The organism is Anaerolineae bacterium, assembly GCA_013178165.1.
Classification (GTDB): Bacteria; Chloroflexota; Anaerolineae; order Aggregatilineales; family Ch27; genus Ch27.
The window spans coordinates 76,418-98,715 of sequence record JABLXG010000015.1 but is presented as its reverse complement, the minus strand read 5'-3'; the positions used below and the strand labels follow the sequence as shown (position 1 = coordinate 98,715).

General features: G+C 66.0%; 18 protein-coding genes. 3 read left to right on the top strand and 15 right to left on the bottom strand.

The window, feature by feature from the left end:
• Nucleotides 1-46: 46 nt before the first annotated feature.
• The 10 genes from HPY64_10935 to HPY64_10890 all read right to left on the bottom strand — a co-directional run bounded on the left by HPY64_10935 (nt 47) and on the right by HPY64_10890 (nt 13,192).
• On the bottom strand, nt 47-1,180 hold the full coding sequence (locus tag HPY64_10935; protein ID NPV67650.1) for a hybrid sensor histidine kinase/response regulator: 1,134 nt from the start codon (nt 1,178-1,180) through the stop codon (nt 47-49).
• 311 nt (nt 1,181-1,491) lie between these two features.
• Nucleotides 1,492-2,865 (bottom strand): AAA family ATPase, encoded by a 1,374-nt coding sequence (locus HPY64_10930; protein ID NPV67649.1) that lies wholly within the window; start codon nt 2,863-2,865, stop codon nt 1,492-1,494.
• 428 nt (nt 2,866-3,293) lie between these two features.
• Entirely contained in the window at nt 3,294-4,097 is an 804-nt protein-coding gene (locus HPY64_10925) for a hypothetical protein (protein NPV67648.1), read from the bottom strand.
• A gap of 50 nt (nt 4,098-4,147) precedes the next feature.
• Complete coding sequence (locus tag HPY64_10920) at nt 4,148-5,224, bottom strand: hypothetical protein (GenBank protein ID NPV67647.1); 1,077 nt, start codon at nt 5,222-5,224, stop codon at nt 4,148-4,150.
• A 144-nt stretch (nt 5,225-5,368) separates the two neighbouring features.
• The gene (locus HPY64_10915) at nt 5,369-7,480 is read right to left on the bottom strand and encodes a hypothetical protein (protein ID NPV67646.1); all 2,112 of its coding nucleotides are present in this window, start codon (nt 7,478-7,480) and stop codon (nt 5,369-5,371) included.
• A 12-nt stretch (nt 7,481-7,492) separates the two neighbouring features.
• On the bottom strand, nt 7,493-8,143 hold the full coding sequence (locus HPY64_10910; GenBank protein NPV67645.1) for a hypothetical protein: 651 nt from the start codon (nt 8,141-8,143) through the stop codon (nt 7,493-7,495).
• Nucleotides 8,140-11,397, bottom strand: coding sequence for a hypothetical protein (locus HPY64_10905; GenBank protein ID NPV67644.1), 3,258 nt, complete (start codon nt 11,395-11,397; stop codon nt 8,140-8,142). Before HPY64_10905 ends, HPY64_10910 begins: the two co-directional genes overlap by 4 nt.
• Before the next feature lie 6 nt (nt 11,398-11,403).
• On the bottom strand, nt 11,404-12,030 hold the full coding sequence (locus HPY64_10900) for a hypothetical protein (protein ID NPV67643.1): 627 nt from the start codon (nt 12,028-12,030) through the stop codon (nt 11,404-11,406).
• 3 nt (nt 12,031-12,033) lie between these two features.
• Complete coding sequence (locus HPY64_10895) at nt 12,034-12,894, bottom strand: hypothetical protein (protein ID NPV67642.1); 861 nt, start codon at nt 12,892-12,894, stop codon at nt 12,034-12,036.
• Nucleotides 12,878-13,192, bottom strand: a complete 315-nt coding sequence (locus tag HPY64_10890) for a hypothetical protein (protein NPV67641.1) — start codon at nt 13,190-13,192, stop codon at nt 12,878-12,880. Before HPY64_10890 ends, HPY64_10895 begins: the two co-directional genes overlap by 17 nt.
• 177 nt (nt 13,193-13,369) lie before the next feature.
• Between HPY64_10890 and HPY64_10885 the strand changes: the two genes are divergently transcribed.
• Nucleotides 13,370-14,137: a metallophosphoesterase family protein gene (locus HPY64_10885; protein ID NPV67640.1), complete on the top strand. Its 768-nt coding sequence runs from the start codon at nt 13,370-13,372 to the stop codon at nt 14,135-14,137.
• Between the two features lie 20 nt (nt 14,138-14,157).
• On the opposite strand, the gene dnaA is transcribed toward HPY64_10885, so the two are convergent.
• Entirely contained in the window at nt 14,158-15,501 is a 1,344-nt protein-coding gene (gene dnaA, locus HPY64_10880; protein ID NPV67639.1) for a chromosomal replication initiator protein DnaA, read from the bottom strand.
• Between the two features lie 503 nt (nt 15,502-16,004).
• On the opposite strand from dnaA, the gene HPY64_10875 reads away from it, so the two are divergent.
• Both HPY64_10875 and HPY64_10870 read left to right on the top strand, forming a co-directional pair.
• Nucleotides 16,005-16,280, top strand: coding sequence for a stage V sporulation protein S (locus tag HPY64_10875; GenBank protein NPV67638.1), 276 nt, complete (start codon nt 16,005-16,007; stop codon nt 16,278-16,280).
• A 35-nt stretch (nt 16,281-16,315) separates the two neighbouring features.
• Nucleotides 16,316-17,155, top strand: coding sequence for a PHP domain-containing protein (locus HPY64_10870; protein ID NPV67637.1), 840 nt, complete (start codon nt 16,316-16,318; stop codon nt 17,153-17,155).
• 31 nt (nt 17,156-17,186) lie between these two features.
• On the opposite strand, the gene HPY64_10865 is transcribed toward HPY64_10870, so the two are convergent.
• From HPY64_10865 to HPY64_10850, 4 genes are all read right to left on the bottom strand, one after another.
• Entirely contained in the window at nt 17,187-18,287 is a 1,101-nt protein-coding gene (locus HPY64_10865) for a fructose 1,6-bisphosphatase (GenBank protein NPV67636.1), read from the bottom strand.
• 207 nt (nt 18,288-18,494) lie between these two features.
• Entirely contained in the window at nt 18,495-18,800 is a 306-nt protein-coding gene (locus tag HPY64_10860) for a DUF2703 domain-containing protein (protein NPV67635.1), read from the bottom strand.
• A 43-nt stretch (nt 18,801-18,843) separates the two neighbouring features.
• Nucleotides 18,844-20,202 (bottom strand): glycoside hydrolase family 1 protein, encoded by a 1,359-nt coding sequence (locus HPY64_10855; protein NPV67634.1) that lies wholly within the window; start codon nt 20,200-20,202, stop codon nt 18,844-18,846.
• A 139-nt stretch (nt 20,203-20,341) separates the two neighbouring features.
• Entirely contained in the window at nt 20,342-22,258 is a 1,917-nt protein-coding gene (locus HPY64_10850; protein ID NPV67633.1) for a DUF2723 domain-containing protein, read from the bottom strand.
• Between the last annotated feature and the right edge of the window lie 40 nt (nt 22,259-22,298).

Sequence of the window (22,298 nt, the reverse complement as noted above, 5' to 3'; positions counted from 1 at the left end):
GACAGCAGTCGGACAGCAGGCTGACGATCCGGGCCGGGCGCGCGTCTCAGGTCGGGTCGGGGGCCGTGCGCGGCAGGATGATCGTAAAGGTGCTGCCCTGCCCGAAGGTGCTTTGCAGGTCCACCCGCCCGCCGTGCAACTCGACAATGCCGCGCACGATCGCCAGCCCGGAACCGGCGCCCTGATCTTCGTACTGAGCGCGTTCGATCTGGTAGAACGGCTGCCAGATGCGCTCAAACTCGGCGGCTTCGATGCCGCGCCCCCAGTCCTGTACGGCAAAGCGCACGCTGGAGGAGTCGGACTCGACGCGCAGTTCCACACGCGGGTTGGGCTTATCGGAGAATTTGATCGCGTTGTCAAGGAGCTGGGCCAGCGCCGCCCGTAAATACTCATAGTCCGCGGAGAATTCCGGCACGCGCTCCGGGACCTGAGCAGTCAGTTCGACATGGCGCTCCTCCGCGGCGGGGCGAGACATCTCGATCACATCGCTGCACAGCGGACGCACATCAGTTACGGGTTGCCGGCGCCATTCAAAGTTATTGCGGGCTTCGCCCGTCTCCAGTTCTACCAGGGCGATGAAATTTTCCACCAGGCGGCGGAAGCGGTCGGCGCCGCTGTTGACCCCCCGCAGAAAAGCACGCAGCTCTTCCCCCGTCAGATGCTCGGCATCGGTGTTGAGCATATCGGCGTAGGCTACCATGTACGTCAGTGGGGTGCGGAACTCATGGTTGAGAATGGTCAGGATGTTGTGCTTGATGTTGGATACCTGGCTGTCGTAGCGATCCTTGATCTCGGCGGTGCGCTTGAGCTTGGACTCGACCACCACCAGCAGGTCTTCCGGGTCCATTGGCTTGATCACGTAGTCATCCGCGCCCAGGCGCTTGCCCAGCCGCACATCATGCTTTTCGCCTTTGGCAGTCAGGAACACGAACGGGATATCCAGCCATTCTTCCGAAGCTCGAACCGCTTCAAAAAACTGGTAGCCGTCCATACGCGGCATCATAATGTCGGAGATGATCAGATCCGGCGGCTTGGGCATGCTATGCAACACTTCCAGCCCTTCAACGCCGCTGGAGGCTGTTACAACCTGGTACCCCTCGATTTCCAGAATATCGCGGATGCCCTGCAGCAGATGAATATCATCTTCCACGACCAGCAATGTCGCTTGGCGTCCAGCCATCAGGCCCTCCTCCTTAACCATGCACAATGGGCCTGCCGTTCAATGGCTGGCCTGTTGCCGTTTTCTTCAAGGGGATCGCGCATTGAGTATTGTATGTTGACGTTACCATTCTACCACACTCGTGCGCCATTGTAGTTTGATGAAATTGGGGGCGAGACAGCTAAGCTGCCCGCGTTGTTAAGCCGGATTTAGCTTAAGGTAGTATAGCACCAATCCATCCCCACCTGGCCCTCTTTTAAGGGTTTTTAAATGATTTTTTCACAACTGGCGGACCAGGCAGCTCATGAGAGACACATGTTGTACCGGCCAGGCTATTCCTGCGGGACACTGGAAAGCCGGTAGCCGCGCCCGCGCACTGTGACCAGGTAGCGGGCCGCGCCGGGGTGAGCCTCCAGCTTGGAGCGCAGGCGGCTGACCAGCTTTTCGATGCGGACGTCATCCACCTCGTCGATGTACTCCTCGCCCCAGACGGCTTCGACCAGCTGGTACTTGTCGCAGATTTTGTCCAGCCGCCCATAGAGTAGCAGCAGCAGGCGGTACTCCAGATCGGTCAGCGTCTCGACCGCCGCGCCGTCCACCCACACCTGGCCGGAATCGGTGTCAACGCGGATGCCGCGCTGACGCCCGGTCCGCGTGAGTGCTTTGCGGCGCACAAAGCGAGTGAACAGTTCTCCCAGCAGGCGGGGGGTCTGCTGATCGATCTGGGCGGGGTCGATCAGGCCGCGCTGGGCCAGGGTGCGCACCGTCTCCGGCGAAAAGCGCCCTGCCGTCACTGCCTCGATCAACGCCTGCTGCTCTTCACCGCTAAGCTGCCGCCACAACCGGTTCAGTTCGTTGATCGTCTGGCGGTCGGATTCCAGCATCTCGGTCGCCAGGGCAAAAGCCTGGCGCTGGTAAAGCTGCGGCGCACCGCTTTCCACCTGCAACAGCACCCGCACAACTGCCTGGATCAGGCCGGGGTGACCGCCTGCCTGGCGTTCTACAAACTCAGCTTCGGCGTCATCCAGATGATCGTTGGCGGCGGTGAACAACTCGGCGGCCATCCGCCGCGTGTGCTCCAGCGAGAGCGGGCCGAGGTAATGGCGCCCGGCGGCGAACAACTCGGCGAACTCGGCCACATGATCGTCGTCCGGGCCGTAGGTGGGCAGGATAACGGAGGCGATCACATAGCTGAGATCAGCCCCGTAGCGATCGCGCAGGGCGCGTAGGTTCAACAGGATGCGTGGCTCAATGCCGGTCAGGACTTCGTCGAACTCGTCCAGCAGCAGGACAACCCGCCGCGCCGCTTCCTCTACCAGGCTTACCAGGGCATTATTGAAAGCCAGCGGAGCGGCAAAGTCATTGGGCGGCTGGACGATGATCTCGTAGTGCGTCTGGATGATAGCTCGCAGGGCCTCGTCCTCCGGCGGCAGCGTTTCCAGCACTGCCCGCAGCGTGGCCTCAAAGAAGCCGCGCGGCGAAAGCTCCAGCATCCGGTTGCAGTCGACATAAACGAACAGTGCGGATGTGCCCGTCAGTTCCCGGTAATGCTCGGCGGCGGCGGGGGATTGCAGGGCGCGCAGTAGAGTCGACTTGCCAAAGTTGCTCATCCCCACCACGGCGACGCAGTGGCCGCTGGCAAGCAGGCGCAGCACAGCGCGCAAATCATCATCGCGGTACAGCTCGGAAACCCCGGCAGTGTCCATAGCGTTTCTCGCCTGGCGATGGGGAAGCCCTCCGTGAGCGTCCACAGGAGAGATTTTAGCAGAAAAATAATGGGCGGGGTCTGCCCGGCAGGAGAAGACGCCAGGCGGTCAGGAGACCAGGAGGCCGGGAAGCCAGACCGGGGGCAGCGAACCTGCGTGCCGGGAGCGGCCCGATCGCAGACGCCCTGTATACACGTGTCAGACAGAGATCGCCGCGCCGGACAGATAACAAGGCCGGGCGGGGGCGCCCGGCCCTGCGATCCTCCTATCGTGGACAGTCCCCGCCGACTGGGACCGGGTCGACGATGGTTGCCATCCCGCGCGCCCGCAGCTTGCTGCATCCGCAGCTTGCTGCGTCCGCGGCTTGCTGCGTCCGCGGCTTGCTGCGTCCGCAGCTTGCTGCGCCCGCGGCTTGCTGCGCCCGCGGCTTACTGCGCCCGCAGACGACGGACCACGACGATCACCGCGCCCAGCCCCAGGGCGGCCAGCGCCGCCGTGAGCAGACCGTTGATGCCCTGCCCGCCGGCAATAGCGTCGTCAAACAGGCCGGTGCTGGGCAGCGCAGTCGCCAGCGGCCCGGGCGTCACTGTCACAAACCCGGGGACGCTCACGCCTCCCTCCGGCGTAGGCGTGCCGCCGCGCAGGATGGCCGCCAGCGCCGTAGCGGTCAACTCGATCGCGCTGGCGCTCAGCCCACCGGCGGAGAGATCAGGGGTGGGCGTCATGAAGATCGGCACCTGGGTGGCCAGCTCCACCGTTGGCGAAGGGCTGGGCGTGGCGGTGAAGGTCGGCGTTGGCGTGGGCGTATCTGTCCAGGCGTCGGCGGTGGCTGTCAGGTAGGCGTTGACAGCGTTCTGCGTCTCAGTCAGTTCCAGGGCGTAGGCGACAAAGGTGTTGGTGGCGTAGACAGCCGTGACCGTCAGTTCGATGTCCGTCGGGCCAGCGGTCGCCTGGATGTAGATCAGCAGCGCGCCAATTCCCAGGCACACGATCAGAGCGATGATTGCGCCGATAATGACAAAAGTGCGGTTCAACCCCAGGATGGTCGGGCGGCGGCCTTCTTCCTCTTCCAGTTCCTCGCCGAACTCCGGCACATCGCGGCTTTCATCCCCCAGTTCGGAGCGCAGATCGCCTTCTCCGGCCTCTTCCTCTTCTTCTGGCCAGAAATCTTCATCGCCAAAGGGTTCTTCGTCGAAGGAGTCATCCCTGAACAGCTCATCCCTATCGCTCATTGCTCTCTCCTTCACTGTGCGGGGGATGAAAACCCCCAGAACGCAGGGGCTTAACCCCGACCAAACAGTTCCAGGTTAACCAGCGGGACTGTCACCGTCCGCCCACTGGGCAGGAGGACTTCCGCCACCGGCAGGCGCAGGCCGTTCTCAATGCGCTGCGGGACCCGCGGCAGGCTGCGGACCCGGCCAATCGTCCCGGCATAGGGCTGGCGGATGATGCGCACCTCCGCGCCGGGACGGAGCGGCTCGTCGCGGGCCGGCGGAGGCGGTCTGAGATCGGCTTGCGCCGGGATGATCACCTCCGGTCGATCCGGCGACCAGCGGTTTGGCTCATGGGCGCTGAGCGACGCCTGCATGCCAGCGTAGGATTCCAGCACCTCCTGAGCCAGCCGGTTCATCGGTTCCGAGCCAAAGCCCTCAGTCAACATTATAGGGATTTTGAGCTTTAGCGCGACCGGGCGCAAGTCCGCTGGCATGGAGGGCGCAATGACCGCCCCCAGGGTCTGCGCCTCTGCCTTGGCCAGAGCCAGGCGGTCCAGCGGCTGCGGGCTGACAACGATCGCTCCCCGCCAGTCGGGCGTGATTTCCTCTATTTCCAGCACCCCCAGCCCGCCGCGCGGAGCCATCTTGAGCGCGCCCAGGCAGCTGCGCCCGTTGCCCCATACCCCCTGCACCAGCCCGCCGGTTGTCTCCAGCAACACACCGCGCGGTCGGACGGAAGTCACCACGCCCCGGAAGCCAGCTCGCACAATAACCTCGCTCAGGCCGGTCTTTAGCACCAGCCGGCCATCCACCACACTGTGCACCCTGCCGGTCACCGGGGCGCGCAGGAGCGTGCGGCGGTTCTTTTTGTCCCCGGCCAGGATATCGCCTTTGCGGATGACCTGATCGGCCCGGACGTGTAGCCTGGCCGCGATAGCAGCCGGGTCGTCCACGCCGAGCGCGTTCCGCAGGTCGATCACCAGGTAACGGCTGGCGCGTGTGCCGCGCGCGACGACATCCACGGCGCTGACAAACGCATCAAGCTGTACCGTCACCTCGCCGATGACATCCGGCGGTAGCGTGCGCTCCCGGCGGATGGTCGTCATGGGCAGGATGGTCGTCTGATCCGGGTAGTAAGTAGCCATAATCCGCTGACTCTTTGGCTCTCGTCGCCAGTATGGTGCGCCGGGTATCCCTATTTAAAGCCCGAAGGCCCAAAAAAGCAAAGCCCGGCCCGCCATAGACCTCCCGACCGTGGCGGGCAGATCGGCAACCGCCCGCGCTCTCACTCAACGGCGCTGGCGGCGACCCTTTGCCCCACGTAACTCAGTGCGTAATTCCTCATCGTCGATGAACGGTTTGGTCGAGGGCGAACCCGGCGTCAGTTGCCCATCGCCGTTCGGCCCTGCCTGGGCTGCCCGGCCAGCTGGTGCACCCTCCGCCTCTTCCTCCTCAAGCGCGTCCTCCACCGCCAGGGCTGATCGCCGCCGCAGGAAGCCAAACAGGCGGCGCCGGGCAGGCCGGATGGGGGCATCGGAGACTTCCAGCAGATCTTCTTCCTCCGGCCCGGTGACGGCCACTTCCGCTTCCAGCTGCAGGGCGACGCGATCCAGTTCGTCCCGCCCCACCTGCGACTCATCGACTTCGTCGGCGCGGCGCGGGATGACGCCCCGCGTACCGGCGGCCCAGCGCGGGTAAAGCTGCGCCCGCGCCTCAGCATCGCGCGGCAGCGGCAGCGGACGGCCGCGTGCATCGAAGATCAGGCCGGCAGCACCGCCGTTCATCTGCAGGCGGATGCGCCCACGCCCGCCGATGGTCAGGCCGCGTGTCACGCTGATGTCGACGGCTGCCGTCTGGCCGGGCGGCAACGGATAAGTCCAGATCGTACCGGCGGCGATATCGCGGCGCACCACCTGGCCATCCGCCAGTCGGATGGTCACCCGCATGCCGCCGCGTCCGAAGCGCCGCACTTCCCCTTCCATGCAGGCCACCGAGCCGAGGCGGATCAGATCGCCTTCGTCGATCATCTGCACGACCGCTTCTGGCTTGAGGTAAGCCAGCGCGCCCATCGCCGGGATCAGGCCGACCGGGTCCTGCCATAGCTCGGTCACGCCGACCGGCTGGATGGCATCCAGCAGGAGCAGGGCGGCCAGACCGGGGTGCGGCGTGTTGGCCAGCACCGCCCCACCGCCGATGATCGGGCGCAGGACGGGCATCGGCGGGCCGATCTTCCAGGATGCGCGGGCCTGCTCAACCACCACGCGGATCGCCTCCCGCGTAGCGGCGTATTCCAGCTCAAGCTCGCGGGTGGTCTGGGGCACGGTGGCCGGGCGCAGGGCTTTGTTGTGCAGGTAAGAGACAATCTCAGAATCAGAGGCGTCCCAGGTCAGCCAGCGGCGCAGGTTGCCCGGCGTGGTGAAGTCGAGCAGTGTAGCGGCGCTGTGGCCGATGCCGATATCGGTGCGGATGTTGATATACGGCTGGCGCTGGATGGAAGCTGCCGCTGTGGTGGTGGCGCTGCCAACATCAACCGCCAGCACCCCCTGGGCCGGGTTGCGCCGGTCGCGGGCGGCTACCTCGCCCAGGTAACGCACGATATTGGTCAGGCTCTGGGCGGTGGGCAGCACACCGACCCTGCTGAGCTTACTCACCTCGTCAAAACCGCCGCCGCTTGCCATCTTGAAACGGTCGTAGAGCACAGCCAGCCCCTGCTGTGCGCCGCCGAGCGTTTCTTCCTCCAGGGTAGGCCGCACATTATCGGCGACTTCCAGCGTGCACAGCCCCTCCAGCAGGGCTTTCACCTGATCCTGGGCGGCGCGGTTGCCGGCGTAGAGCACCATTGGCCGGGGGGCGGCGATCTGTACCGCGCTGCGCACGACCCTGACCAGATCGAGAATCGGCTCCTCCGCCCCGGCGTCTGTGCCGCCGACAATAAAGATCATGTCTGGCTTGTGGGCCAGCATGGCGTTGATCTGCTGCTCTTCTGTGCGGACATCCGCCAGCGAGAGCGTATCGACAACAGTGACATACGATCCGGCCAGTACACGCAGGGCGCTGGCCACGCTGACATCCGGCATCAGGCCGGCGACCACCACGCGCAGCGGCTGCCCCACGCTGGCTGTCGCCAAGAGGGCGTCAACCCCGGCGCCATCGCGGGTTTCCGGGGTCAGCAATTGCTGCCCTGCATCAAGCAAACGGCGCCCGGTTTGCTCCTCCATGGCCGCCAGGGCGCGGAACAGACCCACCGCCACGTCGCGCAGCGGATCGTCGGCGGTGGTGCGCGTCACGGTGCGGGCCACCAGACGGTACACGCCGTCCACCAGGTCGATCAGCACTGCCCGTGTGTTGACGCTGCCGAAATCCACCGCGATGATCGATTTAAGGTCGCTCGTCCCAGCCATGGCTCACACCACTCAGCCCAGCACACGCGCCAGCAGGAAGGCGATCCGCTCGCTGACGATGGTCAGACTGGAGAGGATCGCGCCGGCATAGAGCGAAGCGAAGGTCACGATCAGGAAAATCTGGCCAATGCCGCCAGCCACCCGCACTGGCAGAGGTCGCACCACCTCCCCTTCCGGTGTCTTAACAGACAGGTATTGGAAGTACAGCAGGGTGGTGATCGTGCCCAGGATGAGGATCAGGCCGTTGATGAAATCATCGCCGATGGCCGCGCCGCTGCTGTAGACCAGCGGGATCAGCGTGCCGCTGATCGTGCCGATCAGCGCCACCGCTGTGCCGATGCCGATCAGGAAGGCCAGGCCCAGGTTGCCCAGCGGGGCCAGGGCCGGGATGGCTTTGAGCAGGAGCAGGCCGCCGACCAGCAGGGGAATCAGGCCCAGCACAATCTGCCCGGTTTGCGGCGCGGGGGCCAGCAACGTCCCGCGCAGCCAGGGCAACAGCACGCCTTCCACGGCAACCACGCCGGTATAGGCCGCCGCCACCCCCACGAACAGATAAACCGTCAGCCGGTACAGGAAGTTGTCGGTCAGCAGGTAGCTGAAGATCAGCAGGGTCAGGATGAACCCCACCCAGACCCCGATGGCGTCAAGCGCTTGTGGCGTCACGGCTCTCGCCTCCGGCGTATCCACTGAGCGAAGTTGACCAGCGCCCCCAGGCCGATCAGCCCTCCGGCGGCCAGCACACCGAGCGTCATGCTGTACCAGCGCGTGTCACGTTCCGGCGGCGCGGGCGGCGGCGGGATAGGCGTTGGCGCCTGTGATTCGACGGCAGGCCGCACCTGCGTGGGAACCGGCGTAGCGGTGATGATCACGCGGGGTGTGGCGCTGGGGATCACAGTTGGCGTGCCGGAAGCCAGGGCGGTGGCCGTCAGGTCTTCGTCAGCAGGCGTGGATGTTGGTGTGGCGGTGACGCGCTGCGTCGGCGTGGGGCTGGGAGTTGGGCTGGGCACGGGCGTGCCGGTGGTCAACCGCCCGCCGGGGGCCTCACCGCCCGCCTGGGCCAGGGCCGAACGCAGCACGGCGTCGTAGCTGTAGGCGTCGCGGTAACCGGCCAGCAGGCCGATCAACTGGCCGGAAGTCAGGTACGGGCGGGCCACCGGCTCCGCCCCGGCGGCGACCGCCGCGCCCAGCGGCAGCTTGACCGCCGCGCCGACCTGTTCCACCCACAGGCGGACATCTTCGCCGCGTTCGCCAAAGACCAGCGCCAGGTCAAACGCCGTCTGCAGGAAGCGGATGTCCAGGCCGGTCGGACGGCCTTCCAGATCGACGGCAAACAGGCCGCGATCCAGGGCGCTGGCGTCGGTACTGGTGGCAGTCAGGGCGCGCAGGCCGACCACCCCGCCCGGCAGGTAGGACAGGATCACGTAATCATCCGGCATGGTCAGGGCGGCAGTGCGGCCTCGCCGGGCCAGGATGAAGGGATCAGCGGCCAGGTCAGCCAGCACATTGCGGGCTTGCAGCACGCCCGCCGGATTGGTGCTGACGATCACCGGTCTGGCCCCCCGGAGCAACACATGGGTCAGCAGCGCCCTGGTCAGGGCGTCCATCTCCCCGGCGGCGGTCGGACCGTACTCAAAACCGACCAGCACCTGTGAGCGCTCGTCCAGTTCCTCGATCGCTGCGTCGAGCGTCCCGTGGCTGGCCGGGTCGAGTGCTGCCGGCGGCAGCGGTAGCAGCGCGGAAACATCGACCAGGAAGGGCAGCACCAGCGCCGCCAGCAGCGCCAGCGTGACCAGCACGCGGGCAGGTTTGACCCGGCTGCGGGCACGGGCGCGCCTGGCCGCCTCCGCGATGCGTACGGCCTGCTGGGCGCCGGTGAGGGTGACCGGCCGGCCTTCGGCGTCACGGGCAACAGCTTCTTCACCCACCCCCAGCAGGCTGGACAGCGTCGCCACACGCGCTGCCTGGCGCTCATCCAGCCGGGTTTCCAGGATCATTTCCCGGCCAGCCATATTGTCAAAGACGGTCGCCGGGGCCAGGCCGTCGGTGATTCCATCCAGCGCAGGTGTGGTCGGGGCCGGGGAAGGCGGCGGCGCGGCCTCAGCCGCGGCCAGGGTGTGCTCGCGCAGGGCGCGCAGGCGCTCGCTCAGTTCCTCGAGCGGGGTCTCGCCAACATCCATAACCTGGCGGACGGCGGAGAATCCGCCAACCTGCACGCCAGCCAGCCAATCCGGGAGTTGTGTCGCCGTGATTTCTGCCCCTGGCGGAGGTGCCTGCTCAACGGCTTCTTCTTCCGGCGGCAACTCCGCCACGGCAAACAGTTCATCCAGGTCGAACTCGGCCTGCTCCAGCGGCACCAATGCGTCCTGGCCGGTGGCCAGCGGGGCAGGCGCTTCCACCTCACCCAGCTTCTCCTCGATCAGCTGCATGAATTCTTCGACCGGCTCAGCAGGGGGCTGCGGTGGTGGCGCTTCCGCCTCAGCGGGGGCACGCTCAAGCTCAAACGGCAGGTCGCCCAGCCAGGCAGGCGGCTCGGTGATGTGCACCGGGCGGGGCGCCTCAGCTTCTGGCACTGGTGTTTCCGGCGGGGCCGGTTCTCCGGCGGGCGGCGGTGGGGTGGCCTGCTCTTCCTCCGGCGCGGCGGCCTGCAGATCGGCCATCCAATCCGCCTCCTGGGAGGGCGTCAGCCCGATTTCGGCGAACCAGTCGGGCACCTCTGCCGCGGCGGGCGCCTCCGGCGTGGGCAGACCTTCAGCCTGGGCGAACCAGTCGGGCACCTCCTCTTCGGAGGGTGCTTCCGGCTCCGGCGCGGGTGGCGCCGCCGGAGCCTCAGCCTCGGCGAACCAGTCGGGTATCTCCGCCGACGCGGGTACTTCCGGCCCTGGTTCGGGCGGTGTTGCCGGAGCCTCAGCCTCGGCGAACCAGTCGGGGATGTCCTCCAGCGATGGCTCCGGTTCGGGGGCCTTTTCCGGGATGACCGGCTCAGCGGTCAGCGCATCCGGCGAATAGTCGATTGCGGAGAACCACGCCGGCTTTTGCGCCTGCTCCTGTTCTTCCAGGCCCAAGTACCAGTCCGGCATGAACTCCGGTCCGGCGGCCTCGGCGGCAGCGGGGGGCTGTTCCGCCGGGGGCAGTTCGCCTTCGGCAATGGCTTCGAACCATTCGGGCACTTCCTCAGCCAGCTTTTCAGCCTCGGTTGGCTCACGCCCGGCTTCTTCCTGCAGCCGTTCCCATTCCTCGTAGGAAAGGTCGCTGTCCTCGACAGGCGGCATGGCGGGTTGTTCTATCGCCCAGGCCGGGGGCGCTTCTGGCTTTCCGGTGGGGATGGCGGCCTGGCCGGGTTCCAGCGGCAGAATTTCCTCCTCCATCCCGGCCAGCCAGTCGGGCAGTTCAGCCCGTGGCCGTGGTGGAGCCGGCGGCTCTTCAGATGGCGGTTGTTCCATGTCCAGCTCGGCCCCGGCCAGCCAGTCCGGCAGCGCGCCGGGCGCACCCTGTTCAGCCTCCGCTTCAAAGGCCATCCAGTCCAGTTCGTCGGCGGCAGGTTCAGGAGGACTGGGGGGGAGCTCCCCGGCAGGCGCAGGTTCCGGGGGCGGTTCCAGGCCCAGCAGGTCGCGCATCCAGGGCAGGGTGGCGGTGATGCCGCGCAGTTCCTCTACCGTGGGCAGGTCATCATTTTCTTCCAGGATTTGCTTGCGTCCCGGTTTGGCGGGGGGCGCGCCGGAAGAAACTGGCTTCATGGTCGCGGTATCGCGGATGCCGGGCTGGGGTTCGCCGCCGACATCGCGCAGGAAATCCAGGGAATCGACGGGCCGCTGTGGGGGTGGTCCAGCCGGCCGGTCGTCATCCGGCGGCAGGTCAAAGCCCCGCAGCCATTCCGGCAGGCCCTCATCTTCCGGGGGGATAGGCCGGTCGTCGGTCATAGCCGTTTACTCCCGATAGCTGGGGTCTTGCCCCAGCAGTACCCGAACGCCGGTCGCGGCAGCACCCAGGGCGATACCGATCAGCAGGCCGCGCGCCCCGGCGACGGCGGGTACATTGCGGATCCAGGCGCTCAGGTCGTTTACGAGGCCCAGGGCGGGCAGCCCCACCCAGCCGAGCAGAACGATCAACAGGGTGATGACAAAGAGCACGGCTGCCCAGGTGACACGGTGACGGAGCAAACGCGCTGCGGCAAAAACCAGGAAAAACGCCAGCAGCCCGGCCAGCGCACTTTCCACTGAGACCTGCACCGCGCTGAACAGAAAACCGCTCAGTTGCTCACCGGCCACCAGACCCAGCCGTTCCACCGTGACCAGCACAATCACGATCAGGGCAGCGAGAAACAGCACCAGGCTGTACGGCCAGCCGGGATCGCCGTTAATGACGCGCTGCAGATGCACCCATAGCAGGTTCAGGACACCCACCAGCACCGCTACCGCGCTGACGATCACTACCAGCTGGATCAGCGCGGCGGCTACCGGCGCGACCGGCGAACCGGGGAACAGGCCCCAGAGCGTGATCAGACCGAGCGCCAGCACCAGGCTGGAAGCCAGCACCGCCAGTACTCGCCGCATCGCTCAGGCCCTCCTCCGCGCGCGCAGGAACATCAGCCCGTAGTAGACGCCGATCAGCAGGATAATCAGGCCCAGCCCGATGGCGATCTGGACAAAGTATTCCCGGATAGCGGTGAACGCCGCCACCAGCAAAATGGCGACCACAACCAGCAGGCGCAGGCCATCCATGGCCAGCAACTGGCTCAGATGCAGGGCCGATGGCCTGGCCGGGAGGTACGCCCCGGCGACATACAACTCCTCGCCCAGCAGGGGCCGCCCGGCCATCACCCAGGCGATGGCCTGGCCGTCCAGATCGTCGCTCTGGGCGAAAAAGGTCTGATCATAGCGGTAGGCGGCCTCCCCGATGAAGGCGATCTCCGGGCCAAAGCGCCCGCCCACCACGCTCATGTTAGCGTCTTCATCAGCCAGCGCCCCGCCAACACCCGCCGCGAAGGCCAGCGAGCGCGGCCCCTGCGGGTACCAGCGCACGGCAGGGCTGCGGTAAGCGCCGAGCGTCTCCCGGCGGCGATAGGCGCGGATCAGCGTGCCCTGGGCCAGGCCCAGCGCCGTCGGATCACTCAGCGTGATCAGCGGCGTCTGGCGGGCGACGGAGGCGCGCTCCACCAGCGGGTACATCAGATCAGCGACAGCCAGCGCCGAGATCGTCGATTCCAGCCCCAGCCCACTGCCGCCAAAAGAGATGTGCACCGGGCGCTCGCTTTCTACCGCCTCGCTGACCAGGATCGGCATCGATCGGTAAGCGGCGATAGGCCGCAGCGCCAGGCGCAATCGCCGCTGCCGCCGCAGGAACTGGGCGACCACCGTGATCAGCACGAAGGTGACCAGTAGCACCAGCAGGGTAAAGATACTAGTCAGCGGGTCCATCAGACGGCCCTTCCTCATCCGGATTCGCCGCGGTCAGACCGGCGCGCAGCCAGGCCAGCGTGGCCGGGTCCTCCAGCGCGCGCGCCCAGCGCCCAACCGACTCCGCCGGGAGAAAGACACCCAGGGCAGGCTGAGCCACGTACAGCGCCTGCGCTCCCAGCGGGCCAAGCGGCTCGGCAGCCTCCAGCAACGCCGCCACCAGCCCCTCCAGCCCCCAGGCGCGCAACCGCTCCCCCCAGACAGCCAGGCGGTTTTCCCAGCGTTTGCGCCATACAGCGCGGTCAGTTTCGTTCCTCATATCGCGATCAGTATAGCACAGCGCAAAATCCGGCAAAAGCGGCGAGCAACCCTGCAGGTGGCCGGGGGGGGCCACGAGGCCAGGAAGCCAGGAGACCCGGCAGCCGATGCGACCTGCCAGTTTCGGGTATAATCGCCCCTGTTGCCGGGTAACTCACAGGAGTCACAGGAGCCGATCATGATGCGCCTGGCTGTGCTTTCAGATATTCACGGGAATCTGGCCGCTCTGGAGGCGGTGCTGGCCGACCTACAGGCCGCTGGTGGCGCTGACCTGACCTGGATACTGGGCGATCTGGTCGCCTTTGGCCCGCAGCCAGCCGAATGTCTGGCTGTCATCCGCGGCCTGCCGGCGGAGCGGACCAAGGTCATCCGGGGCAATACTGACCGCTACGTTACCACGGGGGCGCGTCCCCACGCCGAGCGCCCTACCGCCGCTACCTGGGCCGCGCATGTCCGGCAGATGATGGGCCGCGACGCCGCTTTTGGCTGGACGGCCCAGCAACTCGACGGCGAAGCTGCCGAATACCTGGATCGCCTGGGCACAGACCTGGCCCTGGACATCCCCGGCTACGGGCCGGTAGTGGGCTTTCATGCCGGGCCGGGCGATGACGAGATGGTGCTGTTGCCCTACACGCCCGATGATCTGTTGCTGGACGCCCTGCTCGACCGTGAGGGACGGCTGGCCTTCGGCGGGCATACCCACCGCTCGATGGATCGCGACCTGGGGACATGGCGCTTTGTCAACCCCGGCAGCGTCGGCATGCCGTTTGACGGCGACCAGCGAGCCTCTTACGCTCTGGTGACTTTCGCCGATGGTGTGGCGCAGGTAGACATTCGCCGGGTGGCTTACGACATAGAGGCGACCATCGCTGCCCTGCAGAACAGCGATAGCCCGGCCCGCGACTTTACCATCGAACGGCTGCGGCGCGCTGGCCCGCCCGGCTAGCGGCGGGCGGTTCCCGGCGATCAGTCGCCCTCGAATAAACGCAGGCGAAGCTGCTTGATCTCCTGCCGCATCTCCTCATCCGATTCCAGGAGTTCGGCGATCTTGGCGCAGCCGTGCATGACGGTGGTGTGATCGCGCCCGCCCATGATCGCCCCGATCTGTGGCAGGGAGGCTTCCGTGGCTTCCCGCGCCAGGTACATGGCCTGCTGGCGGGCGATGGCGATCTTCTTGGTGCGGCGAGGGCCGATCAGGTCCTCCACCGTCAGGTTGTGAAAGGCCGCGGTCACCTCCAGCACTGTGTCAACGGTATGGACGCGGCGCGGGGCGCGGAACTCGCGCAGGACACGGCGGGCCAGTTCATCGGAAAGCGGGACATGCGCCAGGCGCGCCTGAGCCAGAATCTGGGTCAGCACGCCTTCCAGCTCGCGGATGTTGCCCCGCACCTGGTTGGCGATCAGCTCGGCCAGCGCCTCCGGCAGGTGAACGCCCTGCTGTTCGGCCTTGTCGTTGAGGATAGCGATGCGCATCTCCAGATCGGGTGGCTGAATGTCGACGATCAGGCCCCATTCGAAGCGAGAACGCAGCCGTTCTTCCAGTGTGGCCATCGCTCGCGGGCGGCGATCGCTGGCCAGCACGATCTGGCTATTGGCGCTGTGCAGGGCGTTGAAGGTGTGGAAGAACTCCTCCTGCGTGCTGTCCTTACCAGCAATGAACTGGATGTCGTCCACCAGCAGGACATCCACCATGCGGTAGCGGTTGCGGAAGGCGGCGGTGTTCTGGGCGCGGATGGAATCGATCAGTTCGTTGGTGAACTGTTCGGAGGAGGTGTAGAGGGCGCGCAACCCACGCGCACGGCAGGCGTTGCCAATGGCGTGCAGCAGGTGGGTCTTGCCCAGCCCGACATCGCCGTAGATGAACAGCGGGTTGTAGGCGCTGCCGGGATGATCGGCCACGGCCATCGCCGCAGCGTGGGCCAGCTGGTTGCTGCTGCCGACGACAAAGGATTCGAAGACATAGCGCGGGTTGAGGTTGGTTTCGTAGGGCTGTTCGCCGGCGGCGGCGCCCACCTCCGGCTCGTCTTCGGGCCACAGCGGCCCCAGATCGACCGGCTCTTCCAGCGGGTCGTAGACCACAAAGCGCACCTCAACCGAGCGCCCAAACAGATCGGCCAGCGTGCGGCGGATCGAGCTGTAGAGCCGCTTTTCCAGCCACGATTTGACATACGCATTGCGGACGCTGATGATGAACGAGCCGTCCTCATAGGCCAGCAACCGGGCGCCTTTGACCCAGGTCTCAAATGTCGCCCGGTTGAGCTGTAGTTCAAGCTGCCCCAGGGTGGCCTGCCAGGCGTCCTGGGCGGTCATGGTCGCTTTGCTCATGCTGCCCCCTGCCTCAAATTTTCTCCGCTACCCCGCCTCACGGCCAGTTCCCGGCGCAACTGCGGCGCAAATGCGAGCCAACCTGCAGGTGAAATACATCGGCAACGTGGTTGCGGCAATAGAACGCCGGGCGCCCCCCTCCCGGAGCCGGGTTCTGGCGCCCGGTCGGGCGGCCAGACGATCGCTGCATTGGTGTCCCTGCGGCGCTGGTGCATTTTTCATTGTAGCAGAGAGTCTCCACCCCCTCAACCAACGCCAGGAGACCGGGAGGCGCAGGCTGCCCTATTAGTCATATGGGAACCGGGGCCTGTTGCAGGGGGGACTATCGTCGTATAGTAAAGTGGCCGTTTGTCACGTCTTCGGGTAAATCGCGTTGAACAACCTGTGAATTCCAGTACAATAAGCTTACATTCAACCTCTCGCGAGCCATTTCTTGCACAAGGAAGCCAGCCATGCAAACCCCTGCATCAGACTCGTCCGCCCCTCCCATGGAACATTCGCAGGTTGACGTAATCAAAGTCTCCGCCCGTTCGCGTTCGACAGCGGTCGCCGGCGCCATCGCCGGGGTGATCCGGGAGCATAGCCGCGCTGAGGTGCAGGCCATCGGCGCCGGGGCGGTCAATCAGGCCGTCAAAGCCATGGCCATCGCCCGCGGGTATCTGGCTGAAGACGGCATCGACGTGGTCTTTGTGCCGTACTTTACCGAGACCTCTATCGACGGGCAGGAGCGTACCGCCATCCGTATGGTTGTTGAGACACGCTAGGCGGCGCGTCGCTGTAGCTGGTTGCGTGTCCCGCCATGCCCCTCAACCGCATTGATCTACACGTCCACAGTACCGCCTCCGATGGCGAATTCCGGCCATCGGAGGTTGTTGTCCTGGCTTTGCGCCACCGCCTCGACGCCATCGCCCTGACCGATCACGATACCACTGCCGGTCTGCCGGAGGCGCTGGAAGCCGCCGCAGGCAGCCCCCTGCTGGTTCTGGCGGGGGTGGAACTTTCCACGATGCAGCCAGACGGGGAAGCGATCGATCTGCTGGGTTACGGCGTGGACCCTGCCGATGGCACCTTTGAAGCGCGGCTGCGCCTGCTACGTTCGGCGCGCCGCGATCGTGCCGAACAAATCGCCGCCCGCCTGGCCGCGCTGGGCGCACCGATCTCCCTGGAGCGTGTCTATACCCTGGCCGCGGGTGGGGCGGTCGCCCGCCCGCACATCGCCCAGGCCCTGCTGGAAGCCGGGCATGTCCACACCATACAGGAAGCGTTCGATCGCTACATCGGGAATGGTGGGCCGGCGTATGTCCCCCATCTCCCATTGCCCATCGAGGAGGCCATCGCCCTGATTCATGCGGCGGGGGGTGTAGCCGTACTGGCCCATCCGGTTCGCGTCCGGGATTACGCCGCCCGGCTTGGCAGCTGGGTTGATGCCGGGCTGGATGGCCTGGAAGTCTATTACCCCGATCACAGCCCGACCTTCACGCGGGACGCGTGGGTAGCCGCCCGCCGCTACGGCCTGATCATGACCGGCGGTAGCGATTTCCACCGCCCGGAAGCCGATGGCACGATCCGGCTGGGGCGTCAGCCCGTGCCACCGGCCTGTGTCGAGCAGATTCTCGCCCGCCGTGAACGCTACCGCTGATAGCGACGAGCGCGTTCTGGCTTGAGGACTTTCAGGCGGGCAATTCCTCCCACCGCGCCTGCAACTTCTCCCGCACCTGCGGCAGCGTCGTATACTCCATCTCGTCCATCGGCAGTCGGTGCGGCTCAAACGGCCCGTGCTGGCGCAACTGGTCAGCCAGGACATTACATGCCCGCCGTGCCTCATCGAAGCCAGGATCATCGAACATATCCCGCGGCCCGATCAGGCGGCCTTCCGCCAGCTGGAACCCCAGCGCTACCACACGCGGCGGCCCATCAAAGCGACTCGGTGTAGCATTGCGCAGCGGGACGGGCATCAGTGGGCCATAGTGCGAGCCACGCATCCAGCCTTCCACGATATGCGGCAGCGTAAACGGTTCCAGAATTTCGCCGATTGCCGGGAACTGACCCTGCCCGCGAACGATGCACACCGGGTCATCTTTGCCAACGTATTTGCCGGCGATCAGCGCCAGCCGCTGGGTGGAAGACACCGCGCCGATCTCGCCGTTCCGGCCGTAGACTGCCTTGACCATATAGCGACCCGCCGCACCAATGAACACCAACAGATCGTAATATTCCGCCGGTGTGTCAAAGAAGATTCGCTTGTTCTGCTTGACATCATGCACTTCAAAACGGAAGCCATCATGCAGCGGCGGCGCGATAACCAATCCGGCGGTGTTGAAGGGATCGGCAAACATCTTGCATAGTGGCAGATTCCACGCTCCGGCGGAGGTTTTATCCGCCATGAAGATGATCACCGGCTCGGATGGGCGCTCCTCAAACGTCATCTCGGCTACGCCAGGCCCCATGCCTTTCACGTTGCCGGAAAAAGCGTCTGCCAGCAGGTCCTGCCCCGCACCATATAGTTTCAAACGTCGGGCCACCGCTGTACACGCCTCAAATACATCCCATGCCCTGTGATGGATGGTCTCATCATCGACGCCCCGGCTGTGAGTCATAATCAGCTCCAGGTCATCGCCGCAGGCGGTCACGTGAAAATCGACGATCAGCCCGTCGCGCCGCGCCCCCTCAAGCTGCCGGGTGGCCTCGGCGATCAATTCGCTGTGCATGGCCGAGTGCCCCACGTAACCGCCAACATCAGCCTTGATCACACTCAACGTGATGCGGTCCATTGCCTGTCTCCTTCTCCCCGGCTAATGCCTGCTGCCGGGAAAACAAAAACCGAAGGCCCCCTGCAGATGCAACGACGCCTTCGGCAGCTACCAGCTATCTATGATGTTCTCTACCGCTACGTTACTGCTCTATCTCACTATAGCATAGATTGCCAGGGTAGAGCAGTTGAAATTCAGGGGGCAGGCGCCGGCTCGGATCACTGGCAACTAGCGAATCTCGCGCAGCGCCGCCGCGATCATGGCCCGATCCGGCCAGCCGCGTAGTCCTCCCGGCGTGGCATAAACGCGGCACCCCAGCGCGTACTGGGTGTGCCCCACCGGGAACAAATCAGCGCCGTTGACCCGAATCGTGGGCGATCCCACAAAACGGGTCGTCTGAGCCTGTTCGTCAGTTTCTACGCGCACCAGCCTCACTTCCGCCTGGATCGCCAGCTCGGCCAGCGCGGCGCGTAGTTCTTCCAGGGCTGACTGCCAGGAGGGGCAGCCGTCAAAGTGTAGCAGTTCTACGTCCATGGTTTAGCCTCCTCTGCAACAGTGAATCTGTATTGTCATCGGCTCATGCCACCGGCTGCGGGGTGGGAAAGATGGCGTCGAACGCTTCCGGCGCATGTTCGCGGACGATGGCGGCGGTCAGGGCGTTAGCTGCGCACACAGCCCGGTACAGCCGGGCGCTGCGGCGTTCCGTCCGTTCTTGCGTCTGAAAGTCTACCCCGTACAGACCAAAGCGGTAGCGCGGGTCGTAGCCCTCTGCCCACTCGAAATTATCCACCAGGCTCCAGAAGAAGAAGCCCCGCACCGGGTAGTTGTGCATGCAGGCCTGCCACACGGCGCGCAGCGTGCGGGCCAGGTAGGCGGGCCGGATGCTATCGTCAGGATCAGGGACGCCCGCCTCAGTCACGTAGAGTGGCCGGCGGACAAGGCGATAGAGGTGCTTGAGGCGCGGCAGAATCTGTTCCGGGGCCAGTTCCCCCCAGTCCCGCGGGCCGCGGGGCCGGCCTTCCGGCGTACGCATCTCGATCCCCGGCAAAGGGGTGTCAGACGACCTGCTCAGATAGATGTGCTGGGCAGCGTAGTACTGCAGCCCGATCCAGTCCAGTGTCCCGCGCGCCTCAGGGATGCTGAATGAGCGCACCAGGAAGTTGAGCCGCCGGCCGTTGAACGGCCCGAAGATCGCCTCGTTGAACAGGTAGTGGATCAGCGCGGCGCCGAGATGCCCGATCAGCAGCGTGCCGGGCGCGACCGTCATCTGATGTTTGGCAAAGCCGATCTGCGCCGCTGGCCGGACGGCCTTGATCGCCCGGTAGGCGGCGGCATGGCCACGCACCAGTTGTGCAACCACCCGGAAGGTTTCATCCAGGCTGCGGTGGCCGGGCGGCCACTCACCGATCAGGTAACCCTCCGTAGCGTAGACCACCGGCTCGTTGATCGTGCACCACAGTGTCACCCGCTCACCGAACGCTTCCGCTACTTTCGTTGCGAAGCGGGCGAACAGGCGCGGAGTCTCCTCATCCAGCCATGCTCCGCGCGCTTCCAGCCACAGCGGGTTGGTAAAGTGGTGGAGCGTCACCATCGGCTCCAGCCCTCTGGCGTGCAGGTCATCGAGCATGGCCCGGTAGCGCTCCAGCGCTGCTGTATCCCAGCGGCCCGGCTCCGGTTCAATGCGGCTCCATTCGACCGACAGGCGCAGGGCGTTATTATGCAGGGATGCAGCGCGGGCGAAGTCTTCCTCAGCGCGGCCATTCCACCAGTCGCAGGCCTGCCCGCTGACGTGATCCCCGAAGATGCGTCCCCCGCCCAGGGCTTCCCAGGCGGACCAGTTGTTGCGGTTGCCGCCCTCCACCTGATGGGCGGCGGTCGCCGTGCCCCACAGGAAGCCCGGCGGGAAGTGTAGTTCGGCTTGCAGCCTGTCGCGCATACCCCTCCACCTTCCGATCACAGCAGTGCCCTCAACACAGGCGCAGATCAACGCCGATCATACCGCCTGCCCGCGAAATCCGGGCCTGACCTGCCTCCTGGAACAGGGCTGCTCAGAACCCGGCGCGCCGGGTCAACACTCAAAAACGCAGACCCGCTTCCTCTGGCGGGCAGTTCACCTCAACCGTGTATGTGTAGACATTCTCAAAGCCGGCGGCGGTGATCCGGTACAGGCCGTAACGCACCCGGCGCACAGTCGCCGGGTCGGCGTCCAGGGCGTAGACATCGCGCACGGCCTCGCCCGCCCGCCAGGTGGTCAGCGGCCGCCAGCCATACACCGGCGCAATCTGGTCAGCCTGGGCGAGGATCGTCCCGTTTGCGTCCAGGGCATGGACAAACACGCTCAGGTCTTCGGCAGGCGTCTCCGGCGTGTACCACATCACTTCCAGGATCACCCGACCGGCGGCGCAGGTGATCCGTTCAGCAGCAGGACCAAAGGAATCCGGCGGGTCGGCGATGCGCCCCGGCGTCAGGCCGATCTGCACCAGCCCCGGGGCGGCGGCCTGGGCGACCGGCAGCTGGCCCAGCCGCGCCTCCCACCAGGCCGGCGGCTGATTCCACAGCGTCTCCGCCGGGACGACCAGTATCCCATCCCGCGCCAGCGCCAGTAAGTCGGTACGGTGATCGACGATCGGCACATTGCGCAGGCCGGGCGCCAGCGCCGGGTCGACATCCTGGGCGAACCTGACGGCAAAGTACTGCACCCCCCAGGGGATCATCAGTGTCGCGCCGGGCGGCGTGCCTGCCGCGGTGGCGATGGCTTTCAGCCCAGCGGGATCGCTCACCAGCCCGGCGATGAACGGGCCGTTTGTCCCCAGCAAGAATCCTGCCGCCAGCACCGCCACCGCCAGCAAACCGACCGGGATCAGCCGTGCCCGGCCCGCTGGGCGCTCCCCGGCCAGGCGCAGCAGACGGTCAGCCAGCAACAGCCAGCCGCCTGCCGCCGAGACCAGTATCGGCAGGATCAGCGCGGAGAGCACGTCCTGGTAAAACAGGACGTGAAAGGTATATGGCACCGCCGCATTGAGCAACAGGGCGACCGCCGCCCGGCGTTGGTGCGGCTCCCACAGGGCAACGATCAACCCGGCCAGCCCGGCCAGCAAACCCGGCAGTGTCAGATCGGTCAGCAGCACGCTGTTGACCAGCGCCAGGTTGGCCTGCAGCGCGTCCCATGTCCCCGGCAGGCCGATGTACCGCCCGGCTTCTTCCCCGCTGAACTGCGCCCACAGCCCGGCTAGCGTCGATGGATCGCCATAGACCCAGGCTGCGCCCGCCCTGGCCCGCGCCCACAGGTAAAGGTACGGCAGGAAGACGCCCGCTGCAGCCAGCGGCAGGCCAGCCACCGCCAGCTGCGCCAGCCGGGCGATTCCGGCGCGCCACGACGCGGGAGAGGTGCCGCCGGAATCGCCGCGCCAGAGCGACGGCCAGGCAGCAACAATCAGGGCTGGTGCGGTGAAGGCCAGAGCGCGGTGATGCCCGACGCCGATCCCACCCAGCAGGGCCAGCCCCAGGATGCGCCCCCGAACAGGCGCGCGCCACAGGGCCAGCGCCAGCAACCCGACCAGGATCAACAAACCGAACGAGTAGACTTCGGCGATGACCTGGTGAATCCAGACTGTGCGCATCAGGCCGAACAGCACAATGACGACGGCGGACGCCCACGTCCGCCCGGTCAGGTGGCGCAGCAGGGCGTAGAAAACGGCCAGCGCCAGCACCCCCCACAGTAGAGAGACCAGCGCCGGCGCTGTCGCCGGTCCGACGCCGGCCAGCCGCAGCGCTGCCACCAGGGCGCTGCCCGTCATGACATACAGCGGGTAGCCGGTGGCGTGCAGCGTGCCCCAGACGTTGAGCACGATCTGCGTTTCGCCCGTGTCCAGCATGGTGTAATGCCCGGACCCGGCCGGGATGGGCTGCACGGTGGGCAGGTAGACGATCAGCAGGCCGGCCAGCGCCGCCAGAAACGGCAGCCAGCCGCCGGAAAGCGCACGGCGGGTCATCAGCAAACCTCAGCACAACCGATCCCAAACGTCGGGGACT

Excerpts from the sequence above, each read along its gene's own strand:
- HPY64_10935 (NPV67650.1), bottom strand. The coding sequence starts at position 1,180 with ATGGCTGGACGCCAAGCGACATTGCTGGTCGTGGAAGATGATATTCAT.
- HPY64_10930 (NPV67649.1), bottom strand. The coding sequence starts at position 2,865 with ATGGACACTGCCGGGGTTTCCGAGCTGTACCGCGATGATGATTTGCGC.
- HPY64_10925 (NPV67648.1), bottom strand. The coding sequence starts at position 4,097 with ATGAGCGATAGGGATGAGCTGTTCAGGGATGACTCCTTCGACGAAGAA.
- HPY64_10920 (NPV67647.1), bottom strand. The coding sequence starts at position 5,224 with ATGGCTACTTACTACCCGGATCAGACGACCATCCTGCCCATGACGACC.
- HPY64_10915 (NPV67646.1), bottom strand. The coding sequence starts at position 7,480 with ATGGCTGGGACGAGCGACCTTAAATCGATCATCGCGGTGGATTTCGGC.
- HPY64_10905 (NPV67644.1), bottom strand. The coding sequence starts at position 11,397 with ATGACCGACGACCGGCCTATCCCCCCGGAAGATGAGGGCCTGCCGGAA.
- HPY64_10900 (NPV67643.1), bottom strand. The coding sequence starts at position 12,030 with ATGCGGCGAGTACTGGCGGTGCTGGCTTCCAGCCTGGTGCTGGCGCTC.
- HPY64_10895 (NPV67642.1), bottom strand. The coding sequence starts at position 12,894 with ATGGACCCGCTGACTAGTATCTTTACCCTGCTGGTGCTACTGGTCACC.
- HPY64_10890 (NPV67641.1), bottom strand. The coding sequence starts at position 13,192 with ATGAGGAACGAAACTGACCGCGCTGTATGGCGCAAACGCTGGGAAAAC.
- HPY64_10885 (NPV67640.1), top strand. The coding sequence starts at position 13,370 with ATGATGCGCCTGGCTGTGCTTTCAGATATTCACGGGAATCTGGCCGCT.
- dnaA (NPV67639.1), bottom strand. The coding sequence starts at position 15,501 with ATGACCGCCCAGGACGCCTGGCAGGCCACCCTGGGGCAGCTTGAACTA.
- HPY64_10875 (NPV67638.1), top strand. The coding sequence starts at position 16,005 with ATGGAACATTCGCAGGTTGACGTAATCAAAGTCTCCGCCCGTTCGCGT.
- HPY64_10870 (NPV67637.1), top strand. The coding sequence starts at position 16,316 with ATGCCCCTCAACCGCATTGATCTACACGTCCACAGTACCGCCTCCGAT.
- HPY64_10865 (NPV67636.1), bottom strand. The coding sequence starts at position 18,287 with ATGGACCGCATCACGTTGAGTGTGATCAAGGCTGATGTTGGCGGTTAC.
- HPY64_10860 (NPV67635.1), bottom strand. The coding sequence starts at position 18,800 with ATGGACGTAGAACTGCTACACTTTGACGGCTGCCCCTCCTGGCAGTCA.
- HPY64_10855 (NPV67634.1), bottom strand. The coding sequence starts at position 20,202 with ATGCGCGACAGGCTGCAAGCCGAACTACACTTCCCGCCGGGCTTCCTG.
- HPY64_10850 (NPV67633.1), bottom strand. The coding sequence starts at position 22,258 with ATGACCCGCCGTGCGCTTTCCGGCGGCTGGCTGCCGTTTCTGGCGGCG.